We start from the raw sequence: 12,991 nt of genomic DNA, 5'->3' as shown, positions 1-12,991 counted from the left end.
CGTTTACACCGTCAGGATGGACGTACCCTCGAAGGAGAGATCACGAGGTGCGCGACCCGCTGGAGCAAACCGGCAGCACACCAACGGGTCGCCGGCGGGAGGTGCGAACATGGGCACACAGTTCGAGACGACAGCGGACTTGGCGGTGCGCGGCGCGGAGCCGGTGGTCGCGACGGCCTCGGGAAAAGTGCGCGGACGCTGGGACGGACCGGTCGCGGTGTGGCGCAGTGTCCCCTACGCGGCCGCACCGAGCGGGGCGCGCCGCTTCCGGCCACCGCTGCCGGCACCGAGTTGGGACGGCATCCGCGACTGCGCCACGTTCGGTGAGATCGCGCCGCAGACCATGGGCAACATGGTTCCGGTCGATTCGGATCTGCGCATGGGCGAGGACTGTCTGTGGCTCAACGTGTGGTCGCCCCGGCGCGCGGACGGCGAGACGATCGAGCCGTTCGATCGCGGTGAGCCGCGGCCGGTGCTGGTCTGGCTGCACGGCGGCGCCTACTGCCTCGGTACCGCGGCCCAGGGCATCTACGACGGCCGCAAGCTCGCCGAGGCGGGCGATGTCGTGGTGGTGACGGTGAACTACCGGCTCGGCGCGCTCGGTTTCCTCGATTTGTCCTCGCTGCCGGGGCCGTTCACGCCCAATCTCGGTCTGCACGATCAGATCGCGGCCTTGTCCTGGGTGCGCGACAACATCGCCGCCTTCGGTGGCGACCCCGGCAACGTGACGCTGTTCGGCGAATCCTCCGGCGCGGGTTGCGTCACGGCGCTGCTCACCTCGCCGAGCGCGGCCGGGCTGTTCCACAAGGCGATCGCGCAGAGCCCGCCCGCGACCACGGTGTTCGGCAGGGACCGCGCGGCCGGGGTGGCCCAGCGCTTCCTGGAACTGCTGGAGCTGCCCGCCGCGCGGGCGATCGAACTGCTCGACTGGCCGATCGAGAAGATCGTCGAGGTCGCCGGGATCCTGCTGGACGAGATCCCACTGAAGGAGCCGGGCCGTCTGGCCGCGGCGCCGGTGGTGGACGGTGAGTTGCTGCCGACCTATCCGATCGACCGCTTCCAGCACGGCCGCTCGCATCGGGTGCCGCTGATGATCGGCGCCAACAAGGACGAGGCGTCGCTGTTCCGGGTCTTCCGCTCACCGATCATGCCGGTGACCCCGGACGCGGTGAACGCGATGCTCAACGACGTGGCCGCCGCCCATCCCGAATGGTCACACGAGCGGATCGCCGAAATCACCTCGGCCTACCCGGATCTGGACAAGACTCGCGGCGCGCTGGCCATGTCCGGCGACGCCGCGTTCCGGATGCCCGCGCTCTGGGTCGCCGACGGGCACGCCCAGCACTCGCCGACCTGGACCTATCGGTTCGACCACGCGACGCCGATGCTGCGCGCGGCCCGGGTCGGCGCCGGGCACGCCACGGAATTGCCGTATGTGTTCGGCAATTTCGGCACGTTCAACCACGATCCGACGTTCTGGCTCGGCGGCCGCAAGGTGGCCATGGAGGTGTCGGGACGAATGATGCGACGCTGGCTCGCGTTCGCCACGCACGGCGTGCCCGCCGCGCTCGACGGCTCGAAGCACTGGCCGCCGTATCGCCCGTCCACCCGGACCACGCTGCTGATCGATACGATCGATCGGGTGGTCGACAACCCGGACCGCGACCTGCACACCGCGTGGGGCGAACAGGCCGTCGGCTTCAGCTGATCGGGCTGGGTTCGGGTGCTTGCGCGCGCTGGCCGAGGCGCACGGGCAGCTGCTCGTAGCCGTGCAGCGTGAACAGCTCCCTGCGCCGCGGCGTGCCGTCGAGGCGCAGGTCGGGGAAGCGTTCGAACAGGGCGCGCAGCGCGTGCACGCCCTCCATCCTGGCCAGGCTCGCCCCGAGGCAGACGTGGACGCCGTTGCTGAAGGTCAAGTGCTCCTTGGCATTCGGCCTGCCGACGTCGAAGCGCTGTGGCTCGGCGAACTTCGCGGGATCGCGGTTCGCGCCCGCCAGCGACAGCACCACCGTCTCGCCCGCACGGATCGGCACACCGGCGATTTCGGCGTCGCGCACCGCGGTGCGCGCGGTGGTCTGCACGGGGGCGTCGAAGCGCAGCACCTCCTCGACGGCGTTCGGCCACAGCTCCGGTTCCGCGCGCAGCCGGTGCAGCTGATCGGGGTGGGTGAGCAGTTGCACGACGCCGTTGCCGATGAGGTTGACCGTGGTCTCGAAGCCGGCGCCCATCAGCAGGCTCGCGGTGGCCTTGAGTTCCACGTTGTCCAGCTCGCCCGTGCTGACCAGGGTGCTCAGGATGTCGTCGCCGGGCGCGCGGCGCAGCCGGGCGATGTGCGCGTCGAGGTAGTCGTTCATCACCTCCATCGCCGCCATCGCGCGCCGGTGCGCGCGCCAGGAGATGCCGAGGTCGAGCAGGGGCGTGGTCTGATCACCCCAGCGCAGGAACAGTTCTCGGTCCCGATCGGGGAAGCCGAGCATCTCGGAGATGATCGCGATCGGCACCTGGGACGCGTAGGCGCCGATCAGATCGGCGGACCCGCCGGAGGGCAGCGTCGCGAGCAGTTCGGTGGTGACGATCTCGATGCGCTCGCGCAGCCTGCCGATCGCGCGCGGGGTGAACGCGGAAGCCACCGGCCTGCGCATCCTGGTGTGCTCGGGCGGATCGATCACCAGCATCGAGGGCGGCTCCACCGGGTTCGGCGGGACCGGAAAATACTTGCCCAGCTTCCGGATCGGACCGGGGATGTCGAAGTTGTCGGTGGCGCGTACGCCGAATCGGTTGTCGCGCAGGATGGTCCGGCACACCTCGTAGTCGAAGCTGGCCAACGACAGCGCGGTGCGCATGATCCGGCCCTCGCCGCGCAACCGCTCGATCAACGGATAGGGATCGCCGATGCCGGTGGGGCCGCCGAGCAACTCGGCGAACGGCTCCCCGCGTTTGGCCTGCCTGCGTAACACCAGGCGCGGCGCACCCTGAACGGACAACCAGCGGAACCAATACTGCGGCTTCATAGTTCACCAACTCCGTCGTTGTGCCTGCTGTCCACCGTACGGATCCGGGTCGAGATGTGGAACGTGCCCTAGTCGGAGGTTGTCCTATACCGCGGTAGGAGATCACCCGCGCTGCGCGGTGACCTTCTCCGTTTCGATGCGTCGTGCGCGCAGGGCCGGATCCGGGTTCGCGACCTGGACCAGGCTCGCGCCCGCGGCCAGCACGGCGACGAAGCCGTCGATCAACTCGGCCGGGGTGTCCCACGGCGTGCTGGACAGCACCCGGTCGCCCTCGGAAATACCCTGGCGCATCGCGGACTTCTTCGCCTCGGCGAGCACCTCCGCGACGGGCATGCCGTCCAGTGCCGCGCCCGCGCCCGCGGGCCGGAACTGGTCGCCGTGCACACGCACCGAGGTGGCGAAGTCGGTCACGCCGAGCGGCAGGTCGCGCACCGGCGCGCCGAGCGCGTCCAGCGACAGCGCCGCGACCTCGGCGACCTGCTGGGTGTCGTCGAGCCGGTCGGGTGTCACCAGGGCGAGTTCGGCGTCGTCGTCCGGGCGCAGCACCACCTCGGTGCCCGCCCACCAGCACCCGAGCAGCACGGCGGCGCTCTGCCAGTGCGCGGGCAGCAGCACCGCGATCCTGGCGCCGGGGCTGAGGCCGAATTCGTCTCTGATCAGGTTGGCCGTCTTGGCCGCCCAGTTCGCCAGGGTCAGCCCGGACAGTTCGATCCTGGCGCCGGTGGCGTCGTCGTAATAGGTGACACGGGGGGCGGCCGGCTCACGTTCGAGAATCGGGTCGAGCACCCGCTCGGTGAGGGTGAGCGACTCGTGGATTTCACGCATCGACTGATTCACGCCTGTCTAGTTCACGCATTTCGGTCCGTTCTGGCCTGCGTCGATCGGTGGGGCGGGCGGGACTGGCGTCGCGGTGGCGCTCGACGTTCCGGAGAAGTCGAACATGCTCCCAGCCGCCGAGCCCGGACCAGAATAGTCGCTCGCCAGCACGACGCTCACCGAATCCGGCGACAGGGTGGTGTCGGCGAGCACCGGCAGCCCGCCGAGCGCCTTGGCCACCGCCTTGGCCTTGGCGTCGCCGGTGTCGGCGGCGAGCACCCGGCTGCTCGTCACGCTCGGCCCGGTGTAGTTGCCGACCAGACCCTCGTGAAAGCCCTTGCCGGTCAACTCCTGCGCCACCTTGCCCGCCAGCCCGCCGATGCCGCCGGCGTTGTACACGCTGACGGTCACCGTGGCCGGATCGACGGACGGTGGCGCGGCCTTCTCGTCGGACTTCCCGTCCACCAGCGACGACACATACGACTTGACCGCGCCGGGATCGACCCGCACCACCGACTCGCCGTCGGAGGTCATGTAGTTCAGATCGGTGACCGGAATGGTCTCGAATTTCACCTGACCGCCCGAAAGATCCTGCAGCTGTTGCAGGAACGCGAGCACGTCCCAGTCCTCGTCGAGCACCACGGTGCGCCCGACCGCGTCGCTGAGCTGTTTCATCCGCGCCGGGTTGCTGAGCGTCTTGGCGCTGAGCACCTGCCCGACCAGCTGGGCCATGAACACCTGCTGGCGCACGATGCGGTCGAGGTCTCCGCGCGGCAGATTATGCCGCTGGCGCACGAAGCTCAGCGCCGACGGCCCGTCGAGGCGCTGGCGGCCCGCCGGGAAGTCGGCGCCGGACATCCACTCGTCGACCGGGTTGTTCAGGCACACCTCGACACCGCCGACCGCGTCGGTGAGCAGCACGAAGCCGAGCAGGCTCACCTCGGCGTAGTGGTCGACGCTGATCCCGGTGAGATCTCCGACGGACTTGATCAGCGCCTGGCGACCCGCCTTGGTGGACTGCTTATCCGCCTCGTCCTCGGCGACGCCCTGATTGATCAGCTTCAGCCGCTGGGTTTCCTTGGTGGCGCCGTAGGCCGAATTGATCTTGCCCTTGCCCAGGCCGGGGATGTCGACGTAGGAGTCGCGCGGGATGGAGATCGCGGTCGCGGACCGGCCGTCGTTGGGCACCCGGATCAGCACGATGGTGTCGGTGTTGGTGCCGACCTCGTCGCCGGCGTGCAGCATCGCGCGTTCCCGATCGCTGAGCGGATTGCCGTGTGCGTCGGTGCGGCTGTCCACGCCGACCAGCAGGATGTCGACGGCGCCGTCTCGGCCGCCGCCGAGCCCGAGACCACCGATGCGCTCGATGTTGGAGATCAGGCTGTCGACGCTGTGCCAGGCGAAGCCGGTGATGACGAACACCACGGCCGCGAGCGCCGCGGCGAACACGCGCAGCGGGCCGCCCGCGGGCAGCGGCGCGTCAGCGCCGCGCGGCCGGGTCACCGGTCACCTCCGTGGCTAACTTGCATCCTCTCGACACCTGGACATCCTTTCGACACGCTCTGGGTCTGCTTCCGCAGCGCGGTGTGCTCGACCACCCCACCTTTCCATAACCCCCGCAACCCTTTGGCAAACATCGCCGCGTTGTGCGCGCGCGTCGAGGGCGCCTGCTCGAAGGCTAACGAATGCCACGGATCGGACCGGCAATCCGCAGGTGCGGCGGCGTGCCAAGGACGGCGTGCCAGACTTGACAACTGTGACAACCTCGACGCCGTCCGGGCCCGGCGCGCCCGCGCACCTGGTCGTGACGGGCGCCCGCGGCCAGCTCGGGCGCGAACTGCTGCGACTCGCGCCGCACGCGCACGGATTCGGCCGCGCCGATCTGGACATCACCGATCCGGACGCGGTCGCCGCTGTGCTGCGACCGGGGACGGTGGTGCTCAATTGCGCCGCCTACACCGCCGTCGATCAGGCCGAGACCGACAGCGACGCGGCGTTCGCGGGCAACGAGACCGGACCTGCCGTGCTCGCCGCCGCGTGTGCCAGGGCACGGGCGCGGCTGATCCACGTCTCCACCGACTACGTCTTCGCGGGCACGGCGGTCCGGCCCTATGAAACGACCGATCCGACCGGGCCGGCCACGGTCTACGGACGGTCCAAACTCGCGGGGGAGACGGCCGTGCTGACGCTGGCCCCGCAGGCGCACGTGGTGCGTACCGCGTGGGTATATACCGGCGCCGGAAGCGATTTCGTCGCGACCATGCTGCGGCTGGAACGCGAGCGTGACACCGTCGACGTGGTGGACGACCAGCTCGGTTCGCCCACCTACGCCGCCGATCTCGCCGCCGCGCTGCTCGAACTCGCGGCTCGCCCGGACGCCCCGCGCCTGCTGCACGCCACCAACGCCGGACAGGCGAGCTGGTTCGAACTCGCGCGCGCGGTGTTCGCCGCGGTGGGCGCCGATCCCGCGCGAGTACACCCGTGCGATTCGTCGAGGTATCCGAGACCCGCACGGCGCCCGGCATATTCGGTGTTGTCGCCGCGGGCCTGGCACGATGCCGGGCTCACGCCATTGCGTCCGTGGCGGCTCGCGCTGCGCGACGCACTGGCGCGCTCGTCCGATGGACTGGGTCCGGCCGCGACCACTAGGCTCAGCGGCCGTGAGTGATTCCGATTCCGCCAACGCGGGCCTGGCCGTCGTCACGGTGACCTATTCACCCGGCGAACACCTCGAGCACTTCATCACCACGCTGGCCGACGCCACGACCGAGAAGCCACAGGTGATCCTCGCCGACAACGGTTCCACCGACGGGGTGCCGGAGTTGGTCGCCGAGGCCAATTCGCACGTGCGCCTGCTACGCACCGGCGGCAACATCGGATACGGCGGCGCGATCAACCGCGCGGTCGCCGAGATCGATCCGGCCATCGAATTCATCGTGATCGCCAACCCCGACATCCGCTGGGGCACCGACGCCATCGACAAGATGCTCGCCGCCGCCGCGCGCTGGCCGCGGGCAGGCGCGGTGGGACCGCTGGTGCTGGAACCGGACGGCAGCGTCTACCCGTCGGCGCGCCGGGTGCCCGGCCTGCTCGACGGCGCGGGACACGCGATCCTCGGCACGGTATGGAAGACGAACCCGTGGACCCGGCGCTACCGCCAGGAGAACGAGGAGATCTCCGAGCGCGCGGTCGGCTGGCTGTCGGGCTCGTGCCTGCTGGTGCGGCGGTCGGCCTTCGACTCGATCGACGGCTTCGATTCGCGCTACTTCATGTACATGGAGGACGTCGACTTCGGCGACCGGATGGGCAAGGCGGGCTGGCACAACGTCTTCGTCCCTTCGGCCGAGGTGACCCACGCCAAGGGGCACGCGGCGGGACGGCACCCCGAGAAGATGCTGCCCGCCCACCACGCCAGCGCCTACCGTTTCCAGGCCGACCGGCACCCGCACTGGTGGCAGCTGCCGCTGCGGCTCGCGCTGCGCGCTGGACTTGCGGTGCGCTCCCGGATTGCGGTTCGATCGGCGCTGCGCCAACAGGCGCGGGAAGCGGGTCACCCGGCCTGACGCGCGCGAACAGCGGGCGAGAACGGGTATCCCGATACCAGGCGGCCGAGCGGCAGACCTGGGAAAACCTATCGATTCGGCGGTTGCTGAGCGACAATGGCGCAGGGCCGTCGCGCACTGCGGCCCGGTGTACCTCGCGGGCCGGCCGTCGGCGCGCGCACTACTCGATCCACTGTGAACAGGGGACCTTGAATGGCAGCACATGCAGGCACCGACGCCGTGATCCTGGTGGGTGGACAGGGGACGCGGCTGCGCCCGTTGACCCTCTCCGCACCGAAGCCGATGCTGCCGACGGCCGGGCTGCCGTTCTTGACGCATCTGCTCGCCCGCATCGCCGAGGCGGGCATCACCCATGTCGTGCTCGGCACCTCGTTCAAGGCGGAGGTGTTCGAGGAGCACTTCGGCGACGGCGCCGACCTCGGACTCGAGCTCGAGTACGTCACCGAGACCGAACCGCTCGGCACCGGCGGCGGCATCCGCAACGTGCTGCCCAAGCTGCGCGCCGACAACGTGATGGTGTTCAACGGTGACGTGCTCGGCGGCACCGACCTCGGCGCGGTGCTCGACACGCACGAGTCCACCAACGCTGACGTGACGTTGCATCTGGTCCGGGTGAGCGATCCGCGCGCGTTCGGCTGTGTGCCGACCGACGCGGACGGGCGCGTCACCGCGTTCCTGGAGAAGACGCAGGATCCGCCGACCGATCAGATCAACGCGGGCTGCTACGTCTTCCGGCGCGAGTACATCGAGAAGATCCCGGCGGGTCGCCCGGTGTCGGTGGAGCGCGAGGTGTTCCCGTCGCTGCTCGCCGAGGGCGCGCGGGTGCAGGGGCATGTCGACTCCTCGTACTGGCGTGACATGGGCACCCCCGAGGACTTCGTGCGCGGCTCGGCCGACCTGGTCCGCGGCATCGCCCCCTCGCCCGCGCTGCCCGGCCAGCGCGGCGAATCCCTGGTCCATCCCGGCGCGGGCGTCGCACCGGGCGCCCTGCTCATCGGCGGCACCGTCGTCGGTCGCGGGGCCGAGGTCGGCGCGGGCGCCCGGCTCGACGGCGCGGTCATCTTCGACGGCGCGGTCATCGAGGCGGGCGCGACGGTCGAGCGCTCCATCATCGGCTTCGGCGCCAGGATCGGCCCGCGCGCGCTGGTGCGCGACGGCGTGATCGGCGACGGCGCGCAGGTGGGCGCCCGCTGCGAACTACTACGCGGCGCCCGGGTCTGGCCCGGCGTCGAGCTGCCCGACGGCGGCATTCGCTTCTCCACCGACGTCTGATCGTCCGGCGCGCGGAAGCTACCGGGCGGAAACGGTTCCCTCGCGTCGGGTCCTCTGGCAGGGTGCAGCGCGGGGTCTTGTGGCGTTCGCTCGCCACGGGACACCGCGTGTGCTCACTGTGACCGACCGGAATAGTTGAGGAGAACTTCGATGGGGAAACTCTTCCCTCGGGTGCTGGCAGCAACCGTATTCGCGGGCTGCGCCGTCGGATTCGCGCCGACCGCCGCGGCGGCGCCGTCCATCTACGAACCGAGCATCACCCCGTGCGGCCACCTGTTCACCACTCCGCTCGAGCTCCCACGGCCGGGCACGAACAGGTACTGGAGCCCGTTCGGCACCGCCGACATCGTCTGCTACGACGCGGGTTCGCTGGGCGTGAGCTACTACCAGCGCGATCCCGGCGGCCTGTGGCACGCGATGAACCAGCTGATCCCGGGTAACTACTTCATCAATGTGTTCGGGTACGACCACCTGCCCGCGTAGCGACGAACAGAGCGTCCCTACGATGCAGAGCGCGGCAACGTAGGGACGCTCTGGGAAAGCCGCTCAGGACTTGGTCTTCCAGACGTAGCGAGTCTTCGGGCGGCCCGCACGGCCGTAGTCGGAGCGGCGGGTCACCAGGCCGTCGTCGGCGAGCTTCTCCAGGTAGCGCCACGCGGTGATGCGGGAGACGCCGATGGTGGTCGCGGTGTCGGCGGCGGTGATGCCGTCCGGGGCCGCGCGCACCGTGCGCGAGATCTCGTCGAGGGTTTGCGGCGCAACGCCTTTGGGCGTGGTGGCCCGCTGGTCCGGGGTGCGCAGGGCGCTGAGCGCGCGGTCGATGTCGTGCTGGGAGACCGCGGTCTCGCCCGCGGGCAGCGCGGTGCGGAACTCGCGATAGCGATCGAGCTTGTCGCGAAAAGCCGCGAAGGTGAACGGTTTCAGCAGATACAGCACCACGCCGTGGGAGACCGCGGTACGCACCATGGCGAGATCACGCGCGGAGGTGATGGCGATGACGTCGGGCCGCGGCGCGAGTCCGGTCAGCGCCGCCGCGACATCGAGACCACTCGCGTCGGGCAGTCCGATGTCCATGAGCACCAGGTCGATCGGGGTGCCCTCGGCCGCGTTGTCGGCGGCGGCGCGCATCGCCTCCCGGCCGGTATGCGCGACCCCGACGGGGACGAAACCCTCGATGCGGTCCACGTAGGCGCGGTGCGCCTCGGCGATGAGGGGTTCGTCCTCGACGATCAGCACTCGGATCACTGTGCGTCCTTTCGCGGAATCGTCACGGTTACCGCGCTTTCCGGATCTAGGTCGGTACGAATGGTCCCCCCGTGCCTGGCCACCAGACGGTGCACCAGTGCGAGGCCGAGGCCGTGATGGTCGGCCTTGGTCGAATACCCGCGCTGCGACGCGCGGTGGAAGGTCTGCTCGGACATCCCGGGGCCGCTGTCCGCGACCCGCAGGTACAGGTCCGAATCCTGCTGCCGCAGTGTGACTTCCACCCAGGCGTTCGGGCTCTCCGCGGCGGCATCGATGGCGTTGTCGGTCAGGTTGCCGACCAGGGTGACCATCTCCTGCGGCGAGAGCGGCTCGATGGAATCGAGCGCGGTCTCCTCGGTGATGGTCAACTCGACGCTGCGTTCGTTGGCCTGGTTCACCTTGCCGAGCAGCAGCGCGGCCAGCGCGGGCGTGCCCACCGCCGCGAACAGCCGGTCGATCAGGTTCTGCGAGAGCTCGAGTTCCGAGGTGGCGAACGCGACGGCCTCCTGATAGCGGCCCAGCTCCACCATGGTGACCACGGTGTGCAGCCGGTTGGCCGACTCGTGCGCCTGGGCGTGCAGCGATTCGGCGAAACTGCGCACCGAGTCGAGTTCGCCCATCACCTCCCGCAATTCGGTGTGGTCGCGGATGGTCATCACGGTGCCGATCGGCCTGCCCTCCCAGGTGACGATGTCCTGGTTGATGAGCAGGATCCGGTCGCCGGTGACATGCATCTCGTCGCGCACCACGCCCCAGCTCATCTGCTGCATGGAGACCGGCAGGTCGCCGCGGTGCACCTCGCCCGCCGGCAGCCCGAGCAGCGTGCGGGCCTGGTCGTTGACCACCTCCGCGCGCTCGCCCGCGATACCGAACACCACGAGTCCCTCGTGGATCGAGTGCAGCACGGCGTCGTGCTGCTCGTAGAGCGCGCGCAGTTCGGCGGGCGCGAGTCCGTGGGTCTGCCTGCGCAGCCTGCGGCTCAACAGGAACGAGCCGCTGCCCGCGACGACAAGGCCCGCCGCGGCGACGCCGAGGATCAGTGGCAGCTGGGTGGCGACCTGGTCGCCGATCTTGGCCCTGGTCACCCCGGCCGAGACCAGCGCGACCACCCGGTTGCCGTCGTAGACCGGCGCCACCGCGCGGATCGAGGGGCCGAGGGTGCCGGTGAACGTCTCGGTGAACGTCTCCCCGGCCAGCGCGCGGTCGATGTTGCCGCTGAACGGCTCGCCGATCCGGTCCGGGTTGGTGTGGGTGTAGCGGGTCCGGTCCGGCGCCATCACCACGATGAAGTCCATTCCGGTCGCCCGCCGGATCCGCTCGGTGACCGGCTGCAGCAGCCGGGGCGGGTCGGTGGTGTAGACGGCCGACAGGGTCGAGGGTGCTTCAGCGACGCTCACCGCCACGTCCCTCACCTCGCGGGTGGTGGTCACGTCGCTGTGCCTGCGCGCGTCGATGACCGCGAGCACCGCCCCGACGACGACCATCAGGGTCAACACGATCAGCTGCAGCGCGAAGGCCTGACCGGCCAGGGATAGCCGACCGCGTTTCAATTACTGCCTTCCGCCGCTGAACGTAATGCACCAAACCGTGACCCGTGTCACCTGCACGTCCATCATTCTGCCTGGGGGTCGTGAGGCACCTCACGTCGGCACCACCTCGGAGGAAACCACCCGTATGACCGCAGTGACAGCACAACCAGCGCCGAAGCAGCGCGACCGCACCCATTGGCTGTATCTGGCCGTCATCGTGGCGGTGGTCGCGGGCATTCTCGTCGGCTGGCTGGCACCCGGCGTCGGGGTCGCTGTCGCTCCGCTCGGCAGCATCTTCGTCAACCTGATCAAGATGATGATCGCGCCGGTCATCTTCTGCACGATCGTGCTCGGCATCGGTTCGATCCGGACCGCGGCCACGGTCGGCAAGGTCGGCGGGCTCGCCATCGGGTACTTCATGCTGATGTCGACCTTCGCGCTCGGCATCGGACTGGTCGTCGGCAATCTGCTGCAGCCGGGCACGGGGCTCGATATCGGCAAGACGGCGAAGGCGGCCCAGGACTCGGTGAAGGCGGCCGAAAAGGCCGGTGGTACCTGGGAGTTCATCAGCGGCATCGTGCCGAAGTCGCTGCTGTCCTCGCTGACCGACGGCAGCGTGCTGCAGGCACTGTTCGTCGCGGTGCTGGTCGGCTTCGCGCTGCAGGCCATGGGCAGCAGCGGTGAGCCGATCCTGCGCGGTATCGGCCTGCTGCAGAAGCTGGTGTTCCGCATCCTGGTGATGATCCTGTGGCTGGCGCCGATCGGCGCGTTCGGTGCGATCGCCAACGTGGTCGGCAAGACCGGGCTCGACGCCGTGGTGAAACTCGGCACGTTGATGATCGCGTTCTACCTGACCTGTCTGGTGTTCGTCTTCGGTGTCCTCGGCGTCGTGTTGTGGTCGGTGTCGCGGGTATCGGTGCTGAAACTGGTCCGCTACCTCGCGCGCGAGTACCTGCTGATCGTCGCGACGTCGTCCTCCGAATCCGCGCTGCCTCGGCTGATCGCGAAGATGGAGCACATGGGCGTCGAGCGCACGACCGTCGGTGTCGTTGTGCCGACCGGGTATTCGTTCAATTTGGATGGCACTGCAATCTACCTGACCATGGCCTCCATTTTCATCGCGGAGGCGATGGGCAAACCGCTCGGCATCGGCGAGCAGATCGGTCTGCTGCTGTTCATGATCATCGCGTCCAAGGGCGCGGCCGGTGTCACCGGCGCGGGGTTGGCGACGCTGGCAGGCGGTCTGCAGAGCCACCGTCCGGAACTGCTCGACGGCGTCGGCCTGATCGTCGGCATCGACCGCTTCATGTCCGAGGCCCGTGCTCTCACCAATTTCTCCGGCAATGCCGTGGCCACCGTGCTCATCGGTACCTGGACCAAGACCATCGACAAGGAGCGCGTGCGGGAGGTACTCGACCGCAAGCTGCCGTTCGATGAACAGACCATGGTCGATCACGACCACGGCGCGCAGCCGCAGCAGGAGCCCGACACCAAGGACCTGGTTCGCGCATAGCTGCACTGTGAAACGCGAAGGGCCCGCAGGATCTGCGGGCCC

11 protein-coding genes are annotated in these 12,991 nt (G+C 69.4%); 6 read left to right on the top strand and 5 right to left on the bottom strand.

Going from position 1 to position 12,991, the window contains the following annotated elements; all coding sequences use genetic code 11:
* The first annotated feature begins 109 nt into the window (after positions 1-109).
* Positions 110-1,708, top strand: a complete 1,599-nt coding sequence (locus F5X71_RS29315; RefSeq protein WP_174817158.1) for a carboxylesterase/lipase family protein — start codon at positions 110-112, stop codon at positions 1,706-1,708.
* Here F5X71_RS29315 and F5X71_RS29310 read toward each other — a convergent pair.
* From F5X71_RS29310 to F5X71_RS29300, 3 genes are all read right to left on the bottom strand, one after another.
* Positions 1,701-3,011, bottom strand: a complete 1,311-nt coding sequence (locus tag F5X71_RS29310; protein ID WP_167464907.1) for a cytochrome P450 — start codon at positions 3,009-3,011, stop codon at positions 1,701-1,703. The two genes, F5X71_RS29315 and F5X71_RS29310, sit on opposite strands and share 8 nt — an antisense overlap.
* A gap of 102 nt (positions 3,012-3,113) precedes the next feature.
* Positions 3,114-3,836, bottom strand: a complete 723-nt coding sequence (locus F5X71_RS29305; RefSeq protein WP_167464906.1) for a TIGR03089 family protein — start codon at positions 3,834-3,836, stop codon at positions 3,114-3,116.
* A gap of 18 nt (positions 3,837-3,854) precedes the next feature.
* Positions 3,855-5,300 carry an LCP family protein gene (locus tag F5X71_RS29300; protein ID WP_167466835.1) on the bottom strand — a complete coding sequence of 482 codons (1,446 nt, stop codon included), beginning with the start codon at positions 5,298-5,300 and terminating at the stop codon, positions 3,855-3,857.
* A 283-nt stretch (positions 5,301-5,583) separates the two neighbouring features.
* Between F5X71_RS29300 and rfbD the strand changes: the two genes are divergently transcribed.
* The 4 genes from rfbD to F5X71_RS29280 all read left to right on the top strand — a co-directional run bounded on the left by rfbD (position 5,584) and on the right by F5X71_RS29280 (position 9,145).
* A complete protein-coding gene (gene rfbD, locus F5X71_RS29295) occupies positions 5,584-6,495 on the top strand; it encodes a dTDP-4-dehydrorhamnose reductase (protein WP_167464905.1) in 912 nt (303 codons plus the stop codon).
* Positions 6,488-7,390 carry a glycosyltransferase family 2 protein gene (locus F5X71_RS29290; protein ID WP_174817157.1) on the top strand — a complete coding sequence of 301 codons (903 nt, stop codon included), beginning with the start codon at positions 6,488-6,490 and terminating at the stop codon, positions 7,388-7,390. The genes rfbD and F5X71_RS29290 overlap by 8 nt, the downstream gene beginning before the upstream one ends.
* 192 nt (positions 7,391-7,582) lie before the next feature.
* Positions 7,583-8,662 carry a sugar phosphate nucleotidyltransferase gene (locus F5X71_RS29285; RefSeq protein ID WP_167464903.1) on the top strand — a complete coding sequence of 360 codons (1,080 nt, stop codon included), beginning with the start codon at positions 7,583-7,585 and terminating at the stop codon, positions 8,660-8,662.
* Positions 8,663-8,812: 150 nt separating this feature from the next.
* The gene (locus F5X71_RS29280; RefSeq protein ID WP_167464902.1) at positions 8,813-9,145 is read left to right on the top strand and encodes a hypothetical protein; all 333 of its coding nucleotides are present in this window, start codon (positions 8,813-8,815) and stop codon (positions 9,143-9,145) included.
* 63 nt (positions 9,146-9,208) lie between these two features.
* Here the strand turns inward: F5X71_RS29280 and F5X71_RS29275 are convergent, their stop codons facing one another.
* Together F5X71_RS29275 and F5X71_RS29270 are read right to left on the bottom strand one after the other, a co-directional pair.
* On the bottom strand, positions 9,209-9,907 hold the full coding sequence (locus F5X71_RS29275; RefSeq protein WP_167464901.1) for a response regulator: 699 nt from the start codon (positions 9,905-9,907) through the stop codon (positions 9,209-9,211).
* Complete coding sequence (locus F5X71_RS29270) at positions 9,904-11,391, bottom strand: sensor histidine kinase (RefSeq protein ID WP_167466834.1); 1,488 nt, start codon at positions 11,389-11,391, stop codon at positions 9,904-9,906. The genes F5X71_RS29275 and F5X71_RS29270 overlap by 4 nt, the downstream gene beginning before the upstream one ends.
* A 190-nt stretch (positions 11,392-11,581) precedes the next feature.
* On the opposite strand from F5X71_RS29270, the gene F5X71_RS29265 reads away from it, so the two are divergent.
* Entirely contained in the window at positions 11,582-12,949 is a 1,368-nt protein-coding gene (locus F5X71_RS29265; RefSeq protein ID WP_167464900.1) for a cation:dicarboxylate symporter family transporter, read from the top strand.
* Positions 12,950-12,991 lie beyond the last annotated feature (42 nt).

Origin of the sequence: Nocardia brasiliensis (assembly GCF_011801125.1) — a bacterium.
GTDB lineage: Bacteria > Actinomycetota > Actinomycetes > Mycobacteriales > Mycobacteriaceae > Nocardia > Nocardia brasiliensis_C.
This window is presented reverse-complemented; position numbering and strand designations above follow the sequence as displayed.

Bases quoted from the DNA above. Each gene is read 5' to 3' on its own strand.
- F5X71_RS29315 (WP_174817158.1), top strand. From the start codon at position 110: ATGGGCACACAGTTCGAGACGACAGCGGACTTGGCGGTGCGCGGCGCG.
- F5X71_RS29310 (WP_167464907.1), bottom strand. From the start codon at position 3,011: ATGAAGCCGCAGTATTGGTTCCGCTGGTTGTCCGTTCAGGGTGCGCCG.
- F5X71_RS29305 (WP_167464906.1), bottom strand. From the start codon at position 3,836: ATGCGTGAAATCCACGAGTCGCTCACCCTCACCGAGCGGGTGCTCGAC.
- F5X71_RS29285 (WP_167464903.1), top strand. From the start codon at position 7,583: ATGGCAGCACATGCAGGCACCGACGCCGTGATCCTGGTGGGTGGACAG.
- F5X71_RS29280 (WP_167464902.1), top strand. From the start codon at position 8,813: ATGGGGAAACTCTTCCCTCGGGTGCTGGCAGCAACCGTATTCGCGGGC.
- F5X71_RS29270 (WP_167466834.1), bottom strand. From the start codon at position 11,391: ATGGTCGTCGTCGGGGCGGTGCTCGCGGTCATCGACGCGCGCAGGCAC.
- F5X71_RS29265 (WP_167464900.1), top strand. From the start codon at position 11,582: ATGACCGCAGTGACAGCACAACCAGCGCCGAAGCAGCGCGACCGCACC.